This is a genomic window from Segatella maculosa OT 289, from assembly GCF_000243015.1.
Lineage (GTDB): Bacteria > Bacteroidota > Bacteroidia > Bacteroidales > Bacteroidaceae > Prevotella > Prevotella maculosa.
Genome location: NZ_JH594506.1, coordinates 92,186 through 113,499, shown reverse-complemented (window position 1 = coordinate 113,499; position 21,314 = coordinate 92,186). Strand labels below are relative to the sequence as shown.

General features: G+C 45.7%; 19 protein-coding genes and 1 tRNA gene. 13 read left to right on the top strand and 7 right to left on the bottom strand.

The window, feature by feature from the left end; all coding sequences use genetic code 11:
• Positions 1-31 precede the first annotated feature (31 nt).
• Positions 32-1,693, top strand: a complete 1,662-nt coding sequence (locus tag HMPREF9944_RS09275; protein WP_044113603.1) for a nucleoside kinase — start codon at positions 32-34, stop codon at positions 1,691-1,693.
• Between the two features lie 159 nt (positions 1,694-1,852).
• Positions 1,853-1,925, top strand: a tRNA-Pro gene (locus HMPREF9944_RS09270).
• A gap of 164 nt (positions 1,926-2,089) precedes the next feature.
• On the opposite strand, the gene nhaD is transcribed toward HMPREF9944_RS09270, so the two are convergent.
• Positions 2,090-3,454, bottom strand: coding sequence for a sodium:proton antiporter NhaD (gene nhaD, locus HMPREF9944_RS09265; RefSeq protein ID WP_008565947.1), 1,365 nt, complete (start codon positions 3,452-3,454; stop codon positions 2,090-2,092).
• Between the two features lie 95 nt (positions 3,455-3,549).
• Between nhaD and HMPREF9944_RS09260 the strand changes: the two genes are divergently transcribed.
• The 3 genes from HMPREF9944_RS09260 to recA are packed head-to-tail and all read left to right on the top strand — an operon-like array spanning position 3,550 to position 6,441.
• A complete protein-coding gene (locus HMPREF9944_RS09260; RefSeq protein WP_008565946.1) occupies positions 3,550-4,152 on the top strand; it encodes a DUF6621 family protein in 603 nt (200 codons plus the stop codon).
• 6 nt (positions 4,153-4,158) lie between these two features.
• Positions 4,159-5,397, top strand: a complete 1,239-nt coding sequence (locus tag HMPREF9944_RS09255) for a saccharopine dehydrogenase family protein (RefSeq protein WP_008565945.1) — start codon at positions 4,159-4,161, stop codon at positions 5,395-5,397.
• A 24-nt stretch (positions 5,398-5,421) separates the two neighbouring features.
• The gene (gene recA / locus HMPREF9944_RS09250; RefSeq protein ID WP_008565944.1) at positions 5,422-6,441 is read left to right on the top strand and encodes a recombinase RecA; all 1,020 of its coding nucleotides are present in this window, start codon (positions 5,422-5,424) and stop codon (positions 6,439-6,441) included.
• A gap of 674 nt (positions 6,442-7,115) precedes the next feature.
• Here the strand turns inward: recA and HMPREF9944_RS09240 are convergent.
• Together HMPREF9944_RS09240 and HMPREF9944_RS09235 are read right to left on the bottom strand one after the other, a co-directional pair.
• Positions 7,116-7,577 carry an HU family DNA-binding protein gene (locus HMPREF9944_RS09240; protein ID WP_008565942.1) on the bottom strand — a complete coding sequence of 154 codons (462 nt, stop codon included), beginning with the start codon at positions 7,575-7,577 and terminating at the stop codon, positions 7,116-7,118.
• An 81-nt stretch (positions 7,578-7,658) separates the two neighbouring features.
• Positions 7,659-8,102, bottom strand: a complete 444-nt coding sequence (locus HMPREF9944_RS09235) for a D-Ala-D-Ala carboxypeptidase family metallohydrolase (protein ID WP_008565941.1) — start codon at positions 8,100-8,102, stop codon at positions 7,659-7,661.
• 279 nt (positions 8,103-8,381) lie between these two features.
• Here HMPREF9944_RS09235 and HMPREF9944_RS12800 point away from each other — a divergent pair, with 279 nt between their 5' ends.
• Positions 8,382-8,747 (top strand): hypothetical protein, encoded by a 366-nt coding sequence (locus tag HMPREF9944_RS12800; protein ID WP_008565940.1) that lies wholly within the window; start codon positions 8,382-8,384, stop codon positions 8,745-8,747.
• An 853-nt stretch (positions 8,748-9,600) separates the two neighbouring features.
• Here HMPREF9944_RS12800 and HMPREF9944_RS09225 read toward each other — a convergent pair.
• Positions 9,601-10,683 (bottom strand): DUF7833 domain-containing protein, encoded by a 1,083-nt coding sequence (locus HMPREF9944_RS09225; RefSeq protein ID WP_008565939.1) that lies wholly within the window; start codon positions 10,681-10,683, stop codon positions 9,601-9,603.
• A gap of 817 nt (positions 10,684-11,500) precedes the next feature.
• Here HMPREF9944_RS09225 and HMPREF9944_RS09220 point away from each other — a divergent pair.
• From HMPREF9944_RS09220 to HMPREF9944_RS09190, 7 genes are all read left to right on the top strand, one after another.
• Positions 11,501-12,190, top strand: a complete 690-nt coding sequence (locus HMPREF9944_RS09220; RefSeq protein ID WP_008565938.1) for a hypothetical protein — start codon at positions 11,501-11,503, stop codon at positions 12,188-12,190.
• 19 nt (positions 12,191-12,209) lie between these two features.
• Positions 12,210-12,626 carry a hypothetical protein gene (locus tag HMPREF9944_RS09215; RefSeq protein ID WP_008565936.1) on the top strand — a complete coding sequence of 139 codons (417 nt, stop codon included), beginning with the start codon at positions 12,210-12,212 and terminating at the stop codon, positions 12,624-12,626.
• Positions 12,627-12,630: 4 nt separating this feature from the next.
• On the top strand, positions 12,631-13,056 hold the full coding sequence (locus tag HMPREF9944_RS09210) for a hypothetical protein (protein WP_008565934.1): 426 nt from the start codon (positions 12,631-12,633) through the stop codon (positions 13,054-13,056).
• On the top strand, positions 13,056-13,517 hold the full coding sequence (locus HMPREF9944_RS09205) for a hypothetical protein (protein ID WP_008565933.1): 462 nt from the start codon (positions 13,056-13,058) through the stop codon (positions 13,515-13,517). The genes HMPREF9944_RS09210 and HMPREF9944_RS09205 overlap by 1 nt, the downstream gene beginning before the upstream one ends.
• 130 nt (positions 13,518-13,647) lie before the next feature.
• Complete coding sequence (locus tag HMPREF9944_RS09200; protein ID WP_008565932.1) at positions 13,648-15,465, top strand: retroviral-like aspartic protease family protein; 1,818 nt, start codon at positions 13,648-13,650, stop codon at positions 15,463-15,465.
• Between the two features lie 480 nt (positions 15,466-15,945).
• On the top strand, positions 15,946-16,605 hold the full coding sequence (locus HMPREF9944_RS09195; protein WP_044113600.1) for a toxin-antitoxin system YwqK family antitoxin: 660 nt from the start codon (positions 15,946-15,948) through the stop codon (positions 16,603-16,605).
• Positions 16,606-16,651: 46 nt separating this feature from the next.
• Positions 16,652-17,236, top strand: coding sequence for a hypothetical protein (locus HMPREF9944_RS09190; RefSeq protein ID WP_008565930.1), 585 nt, complete (start codon positions 16,652-16,654; stop codon positions 17,234-17,236).
• Between the two features lie 934 nt (positions 17,237-18,170).
• Here the strand turns inward: HMPREF9944_RS09190 and rseP are convergent.
• From rseP to rimM, 3 genes are read right to left on the bottom strand one after another with little or no spacing between them, the layout of a single operon-like run.
• Entirely contained in the window at positions 18,171-19,553 is a 1,383-nt protein-coding gene (rseP, locus tag HMPREF9944_RS09180) for an RIP metalloprotease RseP (protein ID WP_008565928.1), read from the bottom strand.
• Positions 19,554-19,601: 48 nt separating this feature from the next.
• Positions 19,602-20,765: a 1-deoxy-D-xylulose-5-phosphate reductoisomerase gene (locus HMPREF9944_RS09175; protein WP_008565927.1), complete on the bottom strand. Its 1,164-nt coding sequence runs from the start codon at positions 20,763-20,765 to the stop codon at positions 19,602-19,604.
• Between the two features lie 16 nt (positions 20,766-20,781).
• The gene (gene rimM, locus HMPREF9944_RS09170) at positions 20,782-21,303 is read right to left on the bottom strand and encodes a ribosome maturation factor RimM (protein ID WP_008565926.1); all 522 of its coding nucleotides are present in this window, start codon (positions 21,301-21,303) and stop codon (positions 20,782-20,784) included.
• Between the last annotated feature and the right edge of the window lie 11 nt (positions 21,304-21,314).

The window sequence follows — 21,314 nt, the reverse complement described above, 5'->3', positions numbered from 1 at the left end:
TGATATTATACATCATTATTATGTAAATCATATGAAACAAGTCGTACAAATACGTTGCAAAAATAATAAAAAAACCGAGAAAGTTGCTATCGGAAGCACACTTTCTGAAGTTTTTTCGCAATTTAATCTCACGATGCCTTTCGGGCCCATCTGCGCCAAAGTGAACAACAAGGTGGAAGGGATGCACTATCGGGTCTACCACAGTAAGGACGTTGAATTCCTCGATATGCATGCCCCGTCGGCCTCGCGCAACTACACACGTACGCTGTTCTTCGTGCTCTGCAAGGCCGTTCACGACCTCTATCCCAAGAGTATGGTTGTCATCGACATACCGGTTTCCAACGGCTACTACGTCAATCTGCAAATCGGTCACGCCGTGGAAGCGGAAGATGCCGAGCGCATTCGCAACCGAATGCAAGAGATTATCGACGCCAAGATGCCTGTGAAACGCTTTGAAGTGCCGGCAGAACAGGCCATAAAAATGTTTCGTGACCGGGGCGATGAGGCTAAGGCCAAGCTCTTGGAAAGCGCAGGAAAGCTTTATACCACCTATTATGAAATCGACGATTACGTGGACTTCTACTATGGATCGCTGCTCACCAACACGCGAGGGCTTTATCTCTTCGGCCTCGAAAAATATTATGACGGCCTGCTGTTGCGCATTCCTTCGCTCGACAATCCGGCCGAATTGCCCGACATGATACGTCAGGATAAGATGTTCGAGATATTCAAAGAGCACCATCGGTGGCAGGAAATCCTCGGCGTGCGTACCGTAGGCGATTTCAACGAGGCCGTTGCCACGGGCCATGCCACTGACCTTATCAACGTCAGCGAAGCCCTTCAGGAGAAGAAGATTTCACGGATTGCCGACGAGATAGCCCGTCGCGAGGGGGTGAAACTGGTACTTTTGGCGGGTCCGTCTTCGTCGGGAAAGACCACAACCTGCAAGCGGTTGTCCGTCCAACTGCTTGCCAATGGCATCAAACCCTTGCAAATCAGTCTCGATGACTACTTCGTCGACCGTGACGAAACACCCAAGGATGCCACGGGAGAATACGACTATGAGAGCATTTATGCCCTTGATCTGGCGCTCATCAACGCACAGTTCAATGCCTTGTTCCATGGCGAGGAGGTGGAACTTCCAAAGTATAATTTCCAGACGGGCAAGCGTGAGCGGAGCGGGAAACGGCTCAAGATGGGGCATCATCATGTGCTTGTGGTGGAAGGTATTCATGCGCTCAATCCCGAACTGACGGCTCAGGTGCCCGAACAGCAGAAGTTCCGCGTCTACGCCTCGGCCCTGACCACCATCTTGCTGGACGACCACAACTATATTCCCACGACCGACAACCGATTGCTGCGGCGTATCGTCCGAGATTATAAATATCGCGGTGTACGTGCAGGAGATACCATTCGAAGGTGGCCATCGGTGCGTGCAGGAGAGAACAAATGGATATTCCCTTATCAGGAGAATGCCGACGCAGTGTTCAATACGGCCATGCTTTTCGAGCTTGCCGTGCTGAAAACACAGGCCGAACCACTGTTGGAACAAGTGCCCGAAACGGCTCCTGAATACAGCGAAGCCTATCGGTTGCTGAAGTTTCTGAAGTATATCCGGCCCATCGGAAATCGCGATCTCCCGCCCACATCGCTGTTAAGAGAATTCCTTGGCGGCAGTTCGTTCAAATATTGAGGTGCGTATAAGGCTTGGGCTTGCCCTCTGGCAGCCTTTTAAGCCCTCCGTTCCTACCTTATATATAATGGATAGGACTGATATTTGAAAATAATTTCAAACATCGTGGCCTTAAAATTTGGTTATGTCGCGATTGATGCTTATCTTTGCACTTGAATTCGGGATGTAGCGCAGTAGGTAGCGCACACGTCTGGGGGGCGCGAGGTCGCCAGTTCGAGTCTGGTCATCCCGACTTTCACCAAGCGAAGGAGTTGATTTCAACTCCTTCGCTTCGTTATATTCCCCGTTGAATAAGCCCGAAATAAAAAACGCAATCGGGTTAGATGATGGCTAAACCGATTGCGTTTAAAAAACAAGTATAGAATAAGCGCCGCAAAAGAGAGGCGCACATGCCCATTACAATGCCACGGGCATGATGAACGTACGGATAATTCCGTAGCTCACGATGCCGGCCAGATAGCCCACGAGAGCTATCCAACTTACTTTCTTCATATACCAACCGAACGTAATCTTCTCTAATCCCATGACAACCACGCCCGCGGCGCTCCCAATGATCAGGATGCTGCCGCCGACTCCTGCGCAATAGGCCAGCAACTGCCAGAAGATTCCGTCCACAGCCATGTCACCTGACGGCGCAACGGGATACATTCCCATGCACCCGGCCACTAAAGGTACGTTGTCAACAATGCTGGAAAGGATACCGATAATGCCCGTAACAAGGTAGTGATTTCCGTTGAATGCGCTGTTCAGAGTACCGCCCATGGCGGTCAATACGCCGATTTCTTCCAAGCAAGCCACGGCCATCAAGATGCCGAGGAAGAAGAGAATGGTACTCATGTCGATGCGACTCAGCAGATTGGAGACGCGCTTTTGGAACGTAACTTCCTTGTTATAGCGGTGCAAACGGCGGTAGAACAGTTCGGTCGTTGTCCACAAAATGCCCAGCACAAGCAGTATTCCTACGAACGGAGGCAAGTGGGTTATCGACTTAAAGACGGGCACGAACATCAGTCCGCCCACACCTATGGCGAAGATAATCTTGCGTTCCAAGCCCGTGAACTCAAGCACTTCGCCGTCGCGTTTGTCGTAAGGTAGCGACTCAGAAGTGGTGAGTTCGCCCTTGAGTCCCAGCTGAAGTATGAGCGCAGGGATAAGGAGCGACACCACAGAAGGAATGAAAATCTCGCTGATAACGCCCAAGGCTGTGATGACACCTTTGTTCCATAGCATGATTGTTGTCACGTCTCCGATAGGCGAAAACGCTCCCCCCGAGTTGGCAGCAATGATGACCAAGGAGACATAGATGAGGCGGTCTTTGTGGTCATATACAAGCTTTCGCAGAATCATCACCATGACAATGGAGGTCGTCAGGTTGTCCAAGATGGCCGAAAGGAAGAAGGTCATGAAGGCAATCTTCCACAACAAGCTGCGTTTGCTCTTGGTACTCATGCGCGACTGCACCCAGTTGAAGCCGCCGTTCTGGTCGACTATCTCGACAATCGTCATCGCTCCCATGAGGAAGAAGAGCGTTGTCGAGGTACCGCCCAAGTGGCGTTCGATGGCGCTGCTCACCTCGTTGACGAGCGTATGGCCTGTGAAATTGGGCAGATAGCTACCGGGTGAGACCATGAAAAGGGTCCAACAGGCCACGAACATCAGCAGCGCAACAGCCGCTTTGTTGACTTTCGTGACGCTCTCCAAGGCGATAAAGAGATAGCCGATGACGAATACGGCGACGATAGAGAGGGTTAATAAGCTCATATTCTCAATAGATTTAATTCTGATAAGCACTGCAAAGTTAAGAAAAAAATATTATCTGCCACGTGTTTGTCAAATTAAAACGCTATCTTTGTAGCATGAATGCACAAGCAAACGACGGCATTCGGATGAGCGAAAATATCATCATTGCCGATGCGGACTACATGGATTCGGTGGCTTTCGACTTGATTGTCAACTTCGAACGCATGATTAACAGGCCCCTTCCCAAGGCAGATTTGAGTCAATGGGCCGTGTGCGTGGCACTCGACGGAGGCGTGCGTGCGGGAAGAAATGACGTGCAAGTGGTGCTCGTTCACGACGAAAAGCACCCGAAGATGGAGAATTTCGCACCGTCGGATTATGCGCATGAACTGCATGCAAAGGCCTTTACCGACCCGCGGTTGGGCGAGTTCACACTCACTTCTGTGGCATGTGGCAAGACCATCAGCAAGGAAGAATACATCGAAAACGTGATGCGCACGCTGTTGGAGCACGAGGAAGTGCGCCGCATCATGGTCATTCCCGACGGTAACGGCGATGCGTGGGACCGGTTACGCAGGCTGTTGCACGGCGCAGACGATGACAACAAGCGCATCACCCTCTTTGCCATGCAACCCATGGAGGGTGGGAACTTCCGCCAAGAGCTATTGGGCTACGCGCTGATGAGTGCACTCGGAATCAAAGCTGACGAAATCAAATAAACCAATATGAGTAGAATACTGATGATAGGAGCCGGTGGTGTGGCCACCGTTGCAGCCTTTAAGATGGCACAAAACGCCGATGTCTTCACGGAATTGATGATTGCAAGTAGGCGCAAAGCCAAGTGCGACCGACTCGTTGAGGCCATCCATGCCAAGGGATACAGCATGAATATCAAGACAGCCGAGGTGGATGCAGACGACGTGGACCAGCTCAAAACGCTCTTCAATGCCTACAAACCCGAACTTGTCGTCAATCTTGCATTGCCTTATCAGGACTTGACAATCATGGAGGCCTGCCTCGCTTGCGGCTGCAACTACCTCGACACGGCCAACTATGAGCCTAAGGATGAGGCGCATTTCGAGTATTCTTGGCAGTGGGCTTACAAGGATAAGTTCGAGAAGGCAGGGCTTACTGCAATCTTGGGTTGCGGCTTTGACCCCGGTGTTTCGGGCATCTACACGGCTTATGCGGCCAAACATCACTTCGATGAACTGCAATATCTCGATATTGTCGACTGCAATGCGGGCAACCATCACAAGGCTTTTGCAACGAATTTCAACCCAGAAATCAACATCAGGGAGATAACCCAGAAGGGCCTATATTACAAGGATGGCGAATGGATTGAGACCGAACCGCTGGCTGTTCACAAGGACCTTACCTACCCAAACATCGGACCGCGCGACAGCTATTTGATGCATCATGAGGAGTTGGAGTCGCTGGTTAAGAACTATCCCACCATCAAACAGGCTCGCTTTTGGATGACGTTCGGACAGCAATACCTCAACTATCTCGACGTAATTCAGAACATCGGAATGGCTCGTATCGATGAGGTTGAGTATGAAGCGCCGCTTTCCAGCGATCCCACCAAGACCGCAAAGGTGAAGATTGTGCCGCTTCAATTCCTCAAAGCCGTGCTGCCCAACCCGCAAGACTTGGGCGAAAACTACGATGGAGAGACTTCTATCGGTTGCCGGATACGCGGAATCAAAGACGGAAAGGAGCACACCTATTATATATATAACAACTGTAAGCATCAGGAAGCCTACAAGGAAACGGGCATGCAAGGCGTCAGTTACACCACGGGTGTGCCCGCGATGATTGGTGCAATGATGTTTGTCAAGGGCCTGTGGAGGCGGCCCGGCGTGTGGAACGTGGAGGAATTCGACCCCGATCCGTTCATGGAACAGCTCAACACGCAGGGACTTCCGTGGCACGAAGTGTTCGATGGCGACTTGGAACTCTAAGAAATTCATTTAAAAAACAAAGATATGACAAAAGAAAACGAAAGCAACCCGCAGAGCGAAAAGCTGAAAGCACTGCAGGCAGCAATGTCTAAAATAGAGAAAGACTTTGGAAAAGGCTCCATCATGCGCATGGGAGACGAGCAGATTGAGCATGTGGAAGTGATCCCTACCGGCAGCATCGGCCTCAATGTGGCCCTCGGTGTGGGCGGTTATCCGCGTGGAAGAATCATCGAAATCTATGGCCCCGAGTCGTCTGGTAAGACCACCGTGGCCCTCCATGCCATTGCCGAAACGCAGAAAAAAGGCGGCATTGCGGCCTTCATCGATGCCGAACACGCCTTCGACCGCTTCTATGCTGCCAAGTTGGGTGTCGATGTTGACAACCTATGGATCAGTCAACCGGACAACGGAGAACAGGCTTTGCAGATTGCAGATGAACTGATTCGTTCGAGTGCCGTAGACATATTGGTGGTCGATTCCGTTGCCGCACTGACGCCGAAAAAGGAGATTGAGGGCGACATGGGCGACAATGTGGTGGGCCTGCAAGCCCGGTTGATGAGCCAAGCCCTGCGAAAACTCACCTCGACCATCAGCAAAACCAACACTTGCTGCATCTTTATCAACCAGTTGCGCGAGAAGATTGGCGTGATGTTCGGCAATCCCGAAACCACCACGGGCGGTAATGCTTTGAAGTTCTATAGCAGCGTCCGCCTCGATATCCGGCGGGTCACGAGCATCAAGGACGGTGACAATGTCATCGGAAACCAAGTACGTGTAAAAGTTGTCAAGAACAAAGTGGCCCCTCCGTTCCGCAAGGCTGAGTTCGAAATCATGTTCGGAGAGGGCATCAGTAAGGTGGGCGAGATTCTCGACCTCGGCGTTGAATACAATATTATCAATAAAAGCGGGAGTTGGTTCAGCTATAACGGTTCCAAATTGGCACAGGGTCGCGATGCCACCAAGACCTTGCTCCGCGACAATCCCGAGCTGTGTGAAGAGCTCGAAAAGCTCATCATGCAGGCCATTGAAGCCCGGAAAGAGTAAGAAAGCACCGCTTCCCCGTTTTCAGTTGGCCGGTTGACAAAGTAAACAGGTTAACAAGTTGATTGTTGATGCGTATGTAGGGACGCACGGCTCGTGCGTCCGTCCCAACAATCGCGCGATTTGCTTTCAATTCCCTTGAGCGGACGCACGAACCGTGCGTCCCTACATTTCAATCCCACCTATTTCACCGTGTAATCCCGCTCATTTTGTGTGCTAATATGGCTGATATGACTTATATTGCTCATCAGATAAACTTCTTCATGTGGCCCTATAGTCCCTTTGTGGCCGTCTTTAACAACATGAATGGTTATAAAATATACTTGGGGAACCGAATGGGAACCGTGACACTACCACCATTAAGGCGAACAGCGAACAAGATTTTCTGGTATCTCCTCCTTTCATTTAGGATAAGAAGGAATGAAACTTCAATGTTCAAAACCTCGAACTTCAGACTTCAAAACAAAAGGGGCAGGGTGGTTGGTTAGACTACCCTGCCCGGTCTTCACATGATTTGGGCCTTCAGTGCGCCCTCGTTCACTCGGCCTTTACTACTTTGTCCGCTCCTCCTTTTGCGGTCGGGAGAGGCTTTCAAGAATGGTTGTAGCCACATTGATAATCACGTGGAAGATGATTCTCCATAGATTGAGCTTGTTCATATTTACCTCCTTTCTGTTTTATGCGTGGGGTTGTCCACCGGCCTTGCTTTTCTTTTCCTTCACGATGGCATACTGGTCCATCTCCTTCAGCGTCGCACCGCTGAGCATAGCCTTCACGCGCTTGTGAGAGCTGCCGTCAACACGTGTTTCGGGCGTGAAGAGCACGCGCATGCCCTTGAGGTGCTTGGTGGGGTTGAAGTTTCCCGCCGAGTCTGCGCCCGCGGTGCTGATGGAAATCTTGAAGCTGCCGAACCCATCGAGCTTCACGCGCTTGGAACTTTGAAGCTGATCGGTCATCACCTCCACCAGTTCGGTCAGCACGGCCTGCACATCGCTCTTCTTCATGGAGCAGTTGCGCTCGATGATGGCCGAGATGTCGTTCAGGTCGGCAGTGCCGTTGTGCATGGCCCGTGCGTAGAACTTACCGTAACCCGGGTGCTTCTTGTTGTTGTTCTTGTAGATTTTGTAAATCACTGGCATAATAGTTACCCTTTCTTTTTGTTAAATTGTTAATAAAATTGATAGTGTTTTTCCAATTGGAATATTGCGAAACGTTTGCTTTCAGATAGTCATTTCCATGGCTTCGCCCCGATTGTGGTGCGGAGGTTGGCGGAAGCTCACGTGGAGCCACATGCAACCATTGCGCATTCGGTGCTCAAAGAGCAGTTGATCGAAGACGAGTGTGTGCTTGATGAACAGGTAGTAGCGCCGCCCGATTGCCTCGTTGGGGATATGAATGTCGGCTGCTTCCCCGCGCATGTGCTGTGAGTTGAAGGTTCCTCCAATTGCCTTATTCAGGGCATTTGAGCGATATCCGCTTGTGATGATGATGCGTCCGAAACGCATGCGGAGGGGTTCCAGCACGTTGAGGCACAGCTGCCGCAGGTTTTCCTCTTCCTCACGGCCGGGCTGATTCTCTATCCCGAGTCTTATCGCCATGCCCGACCGTTGCATTTCCTGTTTTGAGAAATGAGGCGAATACATTTCTTCTGTTGTTTTTCTCATTTGTTTTTGTTATTAAGGTATAAGAAAATTGTTATCCTGAACACATGGCAAAGATACGAAATCTTGCACCCCTTTGTCAAGTTTTATCTGATACAAAAAACTGATACGCTCCGAAAAAGATGCTGTTTTAAATTCCATTAACGCCCGAACAGGCCAGAGTGAAAATATATTTCCATTCAAACTGCTAACTTTGCACCTAAGAATTACCTGTCCGGCTCGCCTGCTTTGCTGACGAAGACCGGCCGGAAGGCCCACCAATGAACCAAAAACCAGTTGAAGATGGAAAGAATATTAGAATCCATGAAAAGCGAAATCGTCGCTATCCTCGCCCTTTCGCCCGACCGCTATACATGGAAGGGCACCACCACCGACCTGCTGGAGGCCATCAATGCCGTGTGCATGGGCTGCGACCTCTGCGATGCCACCGGCCGCTGCTACTCTTTCGGCCGCCTCACCCACGACGTCTGCCTGCGCCTCAACCTCCACGAACCCCACAATCCGCGGTCTTATCTCTCGAAAGCCCGACAGCGGCGCAACCTTCACCGTCCCCCGTTCATGCGCCGATACGCGTTGGCCCTCGAAACTGTTGACCGCCCCCTGTTCCGCTATATCCATGCGGTCTCGCTCGAGCGTGAACAGCCTTGAATTTCAACGCGTTCTTCCAATCAAACGGCTGTATCGTGCGCACCGACCGACGGTGTGCGTGGCCCTTTTCTGCGGACGTTCACGCGCATCAATATTGGGCGAACAGACGGGATTACCGCGCCTGCGCACCTCCTTCCTTATGGAATTTCTGCCAAATGATGCAAATATCAGCGAAATGTGCAAATCGAAACGTAAAATGTATAACAATGCTTCGGAATTAAAGCCGTATATTTGCAGCGTGATAGGAGGAGATCGGATGCGATATCCGGTGTTTTCCGTCTAATCTCAATAGCTGTTAGCATTTGATTTTGTGGTAAGAAGATTCAGGTTAGACGGGCCCCCGTGCGTTTGCACGGGGGTTATTTTTTTCTCCGGCCCAAAGGGAGGGGGGAAAGCCTCTCCCGGGTCCTTCCAAGAGAAGCCTCCCCCGACCCCTCCAAAGGAGGGGAGACCGAGCTTGCGGACCCTCCCTCAGCCCCCTTCAATAGAGTAGCCTCCGTTCAATGGTCTTTCGAATGTATGTAGGAATATTGAACATTGAACTTTGAAGTTTGAACTTTAGGATTAGCTGACTTTGAAGTTCAAAGTTCAAAGCCAAGGTCCCTACTCCTCATATCAGCCATTTCGCGGTGCAATATGGCCCGTTTCGCCCTGCAAAGTGGCTGAGATTGCACGCTGAAATGGGGCATATTGCCATGCAATGGGAGAGCCTTTCAAAGAGAAACCTTCCCCGAAAGCCACACTCCGAAAGCCTCCCCCGTCCCTTCCAAAGGAAGGGAGAGCAGCCCCGCGGACAGTTGTCACTCCCCTCCTTTGGAGGGACAAGGAGAGGCTTCTCCTCCTTTTGGGGCTTTCACCTTTGCCTTTCATAAATCCGGTTCTGATAGGCCATGAATTGGGCACGGGTGTTGCTGCCGGGACGCAGCAGATTGGCCAAGTAGTCCTTGGCATCGGAGGCCGACCGAATGCGTTTGGCGTGCATTCGGCAGTAGCCTTGGAACCACAGCAGCAGGTTGCGGCGCACGAAGAGGTTGGCATGCACAGCGAGGTCGACCATGTGTTCGAGGCTCGCCATGTAGCTGTTGTCGGCATAGAGTAGGGCCAGCAGCTCACGGGGCACGCCTTCGTCGGGTTGTGCAGTCGTGTCGGGCGACGATGTAGCCACGTCGGCTGGCGGTGTGGCTTGCGAAGTGGGCGACACGGGCTGTGGCGACGGTGCGCGGACCGCGGTAGCAGGAGCCTTTCTGGTGGCTTTTGGCACGGCATGCCTTGGAGCCGCAGCGGTTTTGTCGGCAGAAGCATTGGCCACGGCGACCGCTTTCGTGTCTTCAGCAACTTTTCCTTCGACCACAACGTCGGCGTCGACGGCCTCCGCGTCTTCAGAAACAGTTTTATCGACAGAAGAATCGGCGACGACGGCGGACATTTTTTTCCGCCGACTTTCTCTTTTTTTCTCTTTCGTCGTTCTTTGTTCTAGTTCTAGTTCATAGTTCTTAGGAAAGTTAATCGCTTGATTATCAACGCTTCCATTTGTTAATTTATTTAAATTTCTATTTGATTTCTCTTTTTCCGTGCTATTTTTAACAAAAAATCGCACGAGATAGGGGCTCGTAAAAATCTGTCCATCGGGTTCGATGGTGAAGAGTGCGGGGAGATCGTAAATGAGTTGCAGGATTGTTTTCTGATTCTTGTGGCAAGCATGTGCAATCTCCGCCACAGCGTAGAGTGGAGCGCGGCATTCGGTGCGCCGTTCCAAGAGGTATTTCATGATGTAGAGCACGATACCCCAGCCCGCTATGCCGTACTTTTCGCGTACGAGTACCATGTCATAAGCGTTGAGCATCGAGAGATTGAAGCGTACGAAGAGTTCCGAAGCATTGTTTACGGTGTTCCTTCGGGCAGTCGTTCCCACCCTTTGCGTGTTTTTGTTTTCCATTTTGATGTGATTATTAAGTGTTATCCTTATTTACTTGGCTACAAAGTCGGGGCAAACGAGCGCAATGAAAACTTGTTTTCAGATTGCCGAGTGCAGCCTGGCTTCTGCAAAGACAGTGCAAACGAGCGCAATGAAAACTTGTTTTCAAATTGCCGAGTGCAGCCTGGCTTCTGCAAATATACAAAATCTTGCACCCCCTTTGCAAGTTTTTCGGGGAAAAATCTTTTTATAAGTTTGAATAGAAAAGCGATAATCCTTTGTCAAGTATGTTTCATGCACTTGGTAGATTTGCGTATAGTGGAATGGTAACCGTTCTATTTGCTATGCTCTGCTTGCAAATAACTCCTTACTAATAGAAAGGTATAAATAGATCTGTTTTCTTTTAGATTTTCAGAACTTTTTCTTTATTTCATACTCTCTTTTTGCTTTTTTGTGAAAAAAGTATTATATTTGCATCGTTCTCATTTGAAATCTATAAACAAGTAGAAATTCGTGAGAATGCATATATGGAATTAGCGTTTACTTGACGCATTGTTCTTGACACTCTGAAACTTCGCAACTTTCAAATCCTGTCAAAACAAAGCAACGGTAGATGTTCATGGATATGTTATATCTTTATCTCTAATAAAAAGAGATGAACTATATACATATCAGCGTGGGCTTCTGCGTTGCTCGTTCAGACAGGATTGGGTAATGCGAAGGCCTCAGAGTGTGGGACGAGTGACATGTACAGATTCCCACGCTTTATGATATATGGAACCTTATAGTTTAATCGGCTGAATCTGGGGAGTTTATTAGCCATTTGGATAATAAATTTATGCTTATCGATACGACCGAAAAAAAAGAAATTGCAGAACTGATATTAGGGCTAAGGCAGAACACAAGTAGAAAAAGCACCCTTCAGTTAGCATTAGAAAGTGCAAAATTTCATTTAGGGATAAAGGGGACAGACGATATTAACTATATGAAGTTTTCCTTTCGGCATAATCTTGTTGGCCAAGCTAAAAATGGGATAAACACCGATTTATGTTCTGATGAAGCGGAACTCTTTTCTGCATTATTGCTTTATCTGAATGCGCTGGAGCAGATAGGAACTCTATTCTGTAAGGAAGAAGAAGTAGAAAATGGAATAAAAAAAGCAATTAGTGCTTTCTGTCCAAAGACATTTGGTGAAGATGAAACTAAAGCTATAAAAAATCTAAGGAACTCATTGGCTCATAATTTTGGATTAGTAAATTATAATCAAAGAAATAAGAAACCTACAGAGAAGTTTACCATTTGCTTTGATGACAAAGAAGAAATAATAGTAGAACTTCCAAAACGGAAGTGGGAAGGTTCGTTTAAAGATAAATCAGACGATGCACAGTGTAAAATCTATGTATTCCCTTTGATCAGGATGATAGAACAGATTATTAGTAAAGTCAAAAAACAATATAAAAATGACACTCTGTCGTTTGCCATTGAAGACCTTGAAGAAATAAAAGCTAGATTCACGATAAAGATTTAATCTAAATACTTAATAGCAAATGAGAAAATTAAGCCTTTCATTATTATTGTTAGTAATTACAACAACTTTTGTAAATTCACAGACGGTCATAAATGCAAAGTTCCGTCCCCTTTCGTATGAGCAACTAATGCTACAAGCACAAGCGCAAGCTGTTGATAGGGCATACCGAGAAAAAATGTTTAATGAGTATCTGTATGAAGCATACAGAGCTTTGGGGAAAGGGGATAAAAGTGGATTCATAACCTATTCCAATTATGCCCTTAATACAGGCTTCTATACTGAAAAGCTATATTATGACAGAGGGCAAGTATTTCAATCCTTTGGAGATTATAAATCAGCAAAGAAAGAGTATAAGAAAGCAAAGAGTAAGGGTTATTATCAAGCTAAGGCAGCCTTAGAAGCACTAAAACAATTGAAGAAACAACAAAAGGAATAACAATATGAAATTACGTAATATTCTATTGATATTCGGATTGATGGTTTCAATAGTTGCTTATTCACAAGCGGAGCCGAAGAATAATCTGGGGAAGACTTTAGTACAATTGGCAATAGAATTCCCCCAATTAAGATATTGGGGAGAATATGCTGACCAAACCTTATATAAAGATGGGGATAATATGATGTTTGGCATAAAAGGCAATCGTGTAGTGTCAGAGTTTATGCTTATTGAAGGAGAAGGGAATTACCCTCATGATTGGTTTGTATCAGTTGTCAATGCTTTTTATAAAACGAACTATCAATATGTTTCAGAAAGCGATAATGCCTTTACCTTTAGCTATTCCTATTTCTACGTTTATGTGAGTTACTCGTCGTATGATAATACGGCTTCTATATCTTACGATTATTTACCCAAATATAGAATGTAATGAAAAAAATATTAGCAACAATCTTAGTAATGCTTTTTGTTTGTAGCTATTCGTATACCCAGAACATAAAGCAAACCAAAGTTTATTCTTTTAGAACGATTAGTAACTTAGATTCCAAAGGTAATGTTATCGAAACGCTTAATGGAAATGGAGAAGGAGTAATAGCCTTTTCTTCTGCTGAAGGAAAAGAGTTCATGACAATTGTGATAAATACAACTGTGTTATATACTGGAGAGATTGTAAAGCAGAAAAGAGAATCTTCCTCTTCTACAATGTTTGTGAACACATATCTTGTTTTATATGATTTTCATGGAAATAAGGTGCCACTTCAAGTTTTTGAATTTTTCGATACATCGAGAAGTTCTCTTGTACCGAAGAATTTCATTGTTAACATATTAAATGCTCAAACAGCCGAAGTAATACAAGGACAATCATTTGAGAATCTCAGAAGAATAAAATAATCTAAAACCATAAAATATGGGTTTATATGACAAAATATTAAACGATTAAAGCGTACTATCGCCATTCGCTTGTCTATAGGGATATGGATATTTTACTGATTACTATTTATTTACCCAAATACAGAATGCAATGAAAAAAATATTATTATTCGTCATATTAGTTATAAATGCTACATTTGCATCAGGGCAAGTGACTATTGAAATGACAGCTAAAGGCAAAGTATACTCTTTGCCGGGAAAGGTTAATGGATTAAAATTAAATTTCATCTTTGATACAGGTGCTTCAGAAGTTTACCTATCAATGACAGAAGCTATGTTTATGTTAAAGAATGGTTATTTAAAACAAAACGATTTTACAGGTACAAGTCACTCACAAATTGGGAATGGTGAAATTGTGGAGAATACAACTGTTTTGTTACGAGAAGTGGAAATTGGTGGAATCAAAATTCAAAATGTAAAAGCTGCCATATCTCACAACCTAGAGGCCCCACTTCTATTAGGCCAGTCTGCAATTCAGAAACTAGGGCCAATCCAATTAGATGGGAATAAACTGATCATCCAAAATGGAAAGGGTTTTGAATCTGATAAACAAGCTATAAGTTTATATTATAAAGCTTTTCAATACATAGAGGCTGAAAAATACGAAACGGCCATATCTATTCTAAATGAAAGCATGAAATATGCTGTTGAAGAAAAAACAAAATCTCTTATATATGGAGAAATGGCTACCGCTTATTATCGTTCTAATCAAAAGGAATTAGCTATCAAATACTGCCATAAGGCATTAGGCGAAGATAATATGAATGAACAAGCTGGGTATAATCTTGGTGTATATTTATATAAAATGGGGAAAATGGAACAGGCGGAAAATGCCCTCCTTCAACAAATATCAAAATTCGAAAAGATTCCTGTATTTGATAAGGACTTACGTGCAGCATCTTATTCATACTTAGCAGAAATACAATACAATAAAGGGGAATACTTGAATGCTGAGACAAACTACCAAAAGAGTCTGGACTTATGCCCTAACCCTATGGCATATTTAGGATTAGGTGATGTCTATCTTCAACGAGAAGATTTTTCAAAAGCTACAGAAAATTATGAAAAGGGAATAGCCTATGAACCTAATAGACCGAGCAATATAAAAAGATATTTCCAGTTGGGGCTTTCTTGCTATTTTGGAAAACAAACAGATAAAGCACGTGATGCATTCAATAGTTGTATTTATACCATGAGAAAAAATAATGAACTATTCACACAAGCATTGACATCAAATAATGAAGAACTCAAAATAGAATATGAACAGCTAACATGGTTCACCATGATGTCGACTTTATGGCTTGCAAGAACAGCTAAATCAGCTCAGGAATGTATTTCATATTATAACAATATTTTAGAGATACAACCAATAAAAGATAAAATAGAACCACAAGATTACATAAACTTAGCAGGAGCTTATCATACGCTAAAGGATACAAACAAAGCACAATCTATATTGGAAAAAGCAAAGGCTATATTTCCAACTGATATAAATATAATGTTTTCCTCATCACTACTCATGGAAGATAATGACCCTCGTAGGATAGAACTATTGCAGAACATTCTGAAATATGAGTATCAGATACAGCCACAAACTTTCGATTATGCAACCGTGTATAATAATATAGCATGGACTTATTGCTGTCTTAAACAATACGCAAAAGGATTGTCTTTTGCAGAAAAATCTGTACAGCTCTGCGCTGAACATGGATATAGTTGGGAAACTTTAGGTGAACTGTATTTCTTTTTAGAAAGATATGAGGATTGTATTAAAGCTATGACCAAGTGTTTGTCTTGCCTTGATAAAAGGTCGTATAAATCGGCATTGAATTTTAGAGGAAACTCCTTAATCATAATAGGTAAAAAGAAAGAAGGAAAAAAAGATTTAAACGATGCATCAAAATTATAAAATGGCGATATGCTCTTATTTACGGGGATTTGAAGTTTCACTCTAATTGTTTTGTCTGAGAATGTATTAAGATTGGCAGATGTGGAATATACAAAATGGAAAGAAGGGTGTACTCCATGGCTAAGAGTGGCGAATTGATAGCTTCGGCCGGTCGGAAATAGAGGTGGTACGGATTGCCTTCACGCTTTTTCTTTTTAATAGTGGCAGAAAATGCTATGTTTAATTGTATAAGTCAGAAAAGAAAAACTGTAATAGGCTGATAATTAACATATCCTTTTCTTTCTAAAAGACATGAAATCGTGTGGCGTCCTTCAATAATAGCGAGCTTTCTTTGTGTACTTAAAGGCATTTCAAGCAATATTTTGGTACTCAATTCCTTTGTTTCCGTGATTTTCTTTCTATATCCTTGCTTTGTATTTGTTTTTTATCTATTTTTGAATGCGAAACAGCATGCAAGTGCATTTTTTATACGCAGGAAAGATGAGAAAGTTTATTTTATTGATGATGTCTATTCTCTTCACGGCGTGTGTTGCATCTACGCCTAAAAAGAGTATATCGAGAAAAAGCAGGCAAAAGGTTTGTTTGGAAAGGCTTGACACCGCTGATGCCAACAAAAGAATCCTTGAATATAGGAAAATGGAAGAGGAAAAATTTCCTGATATTCAGTTTATGGGCCCAGCTACAGATTGTAGATATTCAGATTCTATGGGGTACGTAGTATACATAGGGAAAGATGATGACGGATACCTTAAAATGCGACGTAGAAAAGGAAGCCAGTTTGGAGAGTATCGCTATTATTTCCTTAATGGTCATCTTAAAGTATCTGGCGAATATTATTTTCAGGATTTTCATTGTGGCATTTGGAGAGAATATGATGAGAAGGGAAATCTACTCAAAGAAACCGATATGGATAAACCTTATCAGAAGTACTCTTGGCAGAATATCTTGGCCTTTGCAAAAAAACGTAACATCAATCTTTATGATGACCAAACAACTGTAGATCGGTATGTAGATGAATCCAACATTCCCCATTGGTATATAACATGGAAAGATAAGACTGAAGTTTATTTCCATCTTGTTACTATTGATGCACGTAATGGGGATGTCATTGAAGATGATATTGCGTATGGGAAGAAATAAAATATATGATTAGATTGTTTGAAATGAAAAGGGATTTAAAATCTTTATGAAACAGTTATTGTTTATAAGTTTATTCGTTTTCTTGTCATGTACAAGTGGAAAGGATTATGTTTCTATCCAACAGATAGATTCGCACTATCCCATTACTGTTGGTATAGCACGTGATTCTATTACATATATTGATTTTCCATTAGCTTTCCAAATAAATAGATTATCCCCTAAAACTGTCACCTTATTAGGTCACGCTTATAAATGCAGTAGTAGCCTTTTTTCAGGAAATAAAGGATGGGATTTCAATGGAATAATATTATTTAATGTAAATGGGAAAGTCGGATACTCTCCCAAGGGTGAAAATTGGTGGCAAATAGCTCGAAAGCAGCGTGAATATGTTGTGATTATTCGATATCAACAATTGTCTCAAGAGGCAAAAAAACTTTTGCGGAAGCATATTAAATCCTATCCTCATAGCGGCGAAGTGAAAATTGGTAGTATTCAACAACTACGGAAAAAGGATAAGAAACTAATTTCCTCCTTTCTTCAGAACGACAGTATTTTCTTTACTTTCAGTCATAGGGACTTTAGCAATAACTACATGATAGATGATATATATATATCTGTAAAAGTAAGGTAGCTATGAAAAATCCTTTTATTTTTTTAGTTTTAAGTTTCTTTTTATCTTGTGATGATAAAATCGACAACGTTATTTCCGTAGCACAAGCAGATTCTCATTTCCCTGTTTTAATGAAAGTTGATAATGATATCATCAGTATATTGAGTTTCCTTTGGTTTTCCAAATAAAGAAGACCATAGACAAGGAAGTAAAATTGTCTGGCAATGGCTATTTCTACAATGCCAAGTATGCAAAGTTACCCAAGGGTTGGTTATACAATGGGAACATATATGTCATTTTGGCATGAAAGTAGTTTTAACAAACCGCGTACTGACCATATAAACTTGCCTGTACACGTTCGATAGGTTAGGCAATCTCTCTGAAAATGATGCTTTCAAGTTTGAAAAGATATTCTTCTTAGCAATCAGTGTCTTATCCTTTTCTTTCTGTTCGCTTTCACAGCAAAACACATCAAAGGCGCAGTTGATTAGACCAATAAGACGGTGGACACGTTGATTATTTTTAATGACACCGTATCTTCCTATCAATTAAAACTCAAATACAAAAAGTTTGCCGTTCCTTTTACGGCCGAAGAAAAAGAACTGTAACCCAAGGGAGAGACATATAGCTATGCAATGAACAGCATTGACGGACAATATTACACGGTGGCCGTGCGTCCGCCCAAGCTAAAACAATTCTGAACGGCATATTCAAGTGTGCAAATTGATGGAGCGGACGCACGAACCGTGCGTCCCTACAGGCTCATGAAAGCCTTATCATAGCGTGTGGAAAATGCTGTAAACCTGTAGGGACGCACGGTTCGTGCGTCCACCCAAGCTAAAAACAATTTCGAATAGCTCTCCCTCCACATAACGTACGATAATATGGGAAATGATTATCGTTCAACAAAGACACAAACAGCGTATGCATCGGGCACCGCAGGCCCGATGTGCCCCTACATATACCCCAGCCAGCGCAGGACATCGTTGAGGTTGGCCACGACCATCAGCAGGATAAGGATGGCAAAGCCGGTATATTCGGCCCTGATCATGAACTTCTCACCCGGTTTGCGCCCCGTAATCATCTCGTAGATGAGGAAAATCACGTGGCCACCATCAAGGGCGGGAATCGGAAGAATGTTCATAAAGGCAAGGATAATGCTGAGGAAGGCGGTCATCTTCCAAAAGAGATACCAGTCCCACGTAGAGGGGAAAAGACTCCCAATGGACCCGAAACCGCCCAAACTCTTGGCACCATCGGCCGTGAAGATATACTTCATGTCGCCCACATAGCCTTTGAGTACGTTCCAACCGTAGGCAATTCCGGCCGGGAAACTGGCCAAGAAACCGTAGCTTTTGTGCACGGGCGTGTAGAGACCGGCCACACTTGGGAAGGCAATCTGCAGTTTCAGGTCGGGCGTGAGCACGGTCTTTGCGGTGTCAACCCGCTCACCTTGATAAACCAACTGCACCGTCCTTATTCGCATACTGTCGGCATGCGTCTCCGCAGCGGCCAATTCATCGCCCAAACGGCTAAGCTCATCGAGGAAAAGATTGGCCGAAGTGATTTTCACACCATTGATAGCCAGCAGCTTATATCCCTTTTTCAGGCCCAGTTTCTCGGCCGGACCGCCGGGCATAACAGAGTCGACTGTTGCAGGAAGATAAGGCCGACAGAAGGCAGGCGTGGTCTTGATCATGTTCAAGAGATTGATATTGCCCGGCAGGTTCAGGCGCATCGGCTTTCCATTGCGCACGATATCGACGCACCGGGCCTCTGAAAGCGTGCGGAACATGTCGGCATCGAACTCCTTGAACGTACCTTTTTCGGTGCCCACGAGCACGTCGTGGTCTCTCAGTCCATAGCTTTTTGCCTCGTCGTTGAACACCATTCCCTGCGTCATATCCTTGGGTTGAACGTAGGTTTCGCCCCAAACGAACATGATCATCGAGTAGATGAAGAGGGCAAGAAAGAAGTTCACGGTGACGCCACCAATCATCACCAGCAGGCGTTGCCACGTGGGTTTGGTGCGAAACTCCCACGGTTGGGCAGGCTTGGCCATCTGTTCGGTGTCGAAACTCTCGTCAATCATGCCCGCAATCTTGCAGTAACCACCCAGCGGAAGCCAGCCCATGCCATACTCGGTATCGCTGTTCTTGGGTTTGAAACGAAACAGACTGCCACCCCATTTGCCGATGCCGACATCGAAGAAGATATAGAATTTCTCAACCCGAATGCCGAAGAGCTTGGCAAAAAACATGTGTCCGCCCTCGTGGAGCAGCACCAACAGAGAGATTGCCAGCACAAACTGCAACGCTCTTACTACGATTACTTCCATTCTTATTTATTGTTTTTGTTTACTTTATGATTGGTTTCGCCTGCCCGTTCAGCTCGGAATGAGCCCTTGGGCAATGGCACGTGCCTCGGCATCTGTCTGCAGATAGACGTCAAGGTCGGGACTCTTGTCGAACGTTGCCTGCTGCATCGTGCGCTCAATCACGTCGGCCATGCCGAGAAAAGAGCAACGATTGTCGCGGAAGGCCGCATTGACAATCTCGTTGGCCGCATTCAGTATGCACGGCATATTGCCTCCCTTGTCGATGGCTTCGTAGGCCAAAGCGAGGCATTTGAACTTGTTTCGGTCGGGTTCGAAGAACTCCAAGCGTTGCTGTTTGACCAAATCAAGCCGCTCCCCCTCGAGATGCAAGCGTTCGGGAAAGGAGAAGGCATACTGTATGGGCAGCCGCATGTCGGGCATGCCCAGTTGTGCCTTCACCGCACCGTCGGCAAACTGCACGGCACTATGCACGATACTCTGCGGGTGAATGAGCACTTCTATCCGCTCAGCCGGCACACCAAAGAGCCATTTTGCCTCCATAACCTCGAACCCTTTGTTCATTAATGAGGCCGAATCTATGGTGATTTTGGCCCCCATGTCCCATGTCGGGTGCTTCAAGGCATCTGCCGCCGTGACGCTTTCCAGCTGCGCTTGGGTGAACAAACGAAAGGGACCGCCCGAACACGTGAGCAGGATTTTCTCGATTTCATTGTCAGCATCGCCCACGATACTCTGGAAAATGGCACTGTGTTCACTGTCGACAGGCAGGATAGGCACGTGGTTTTCCTTGGCCAAACGGCAAATCAACTCACCCGCAACAACCAAGGTTTCTTTGTTGGCCAAGCATATTTTCTTGTGCGATTCAATGGCCTTGATGGTTGGGACAAGGCCCGAGAAGCCCACCATCGCAGCCAATACCATGTCAATGGGCTCGGCTGAGACGATTTGTTCCAAGGCTTCTTTGCCGGCATAGACCTTGATGGGCTCGTCACGGAGCAACTCTTGCAACGCTTCGTAATGGGCCTCGTTGGCTATGACCACCGCTGCGGGCTTGAATTCACGGGCCTGCCGGGCCAGTTTCTCAACGCTGTTGTTGGCCGTCAGACAATAAACTTCGTAGCGGTCGGGGTGCTGTCGGACGACATCGAGGGCCTGTGTGCCGATGCTTCCGGTAGAACCGAGGATACATAGCTGTTGTTTCTTCTTTTCCATTTCCTTTTTCTTGGATTTATAAGTCGAGCAGACCGTCGGGTATCGTCATTCGGATTTCGCGCTTCTGCAGGTCGGCTTCGTGGACCAACTCCTCGTGGGCAGGCAGCAAGACATGGCCTCCAGCGGTGGTTTCCAGCTCAAACAGGGTGTTGATCGTGGCTTCATCGACCGACGTGATATGCCCCACGAGCTTGCCACTCTGCCTGTCGATGACCGCAAACCCTATGATTTCGGCCCACGAAACGTGTGCCTCGTCACTGTCGGAGAGGCTGCGCGGAAAGTAAACCGCATGGCCCGTGAGCGCTCGGGCACGCTCTTGCGTGTCGATATCCTCGAACTTCACGAGTGCGTTCTCATTGCTTTTGAAGCGGTATTCCTCGATGAAAAAGGGCACGAGAATGCCATCCATGTCCACAACAAGATAGTCGGCATCGACGCGGTCGAATACATCGTCGCTGAAAAGGAACGACAATTCGCCCTTCACACCATGGGGCTTCCCCAGCTTTCCTATCTTGTAAATGTCTTCTTCTCGTATCATCTATTCGTTCA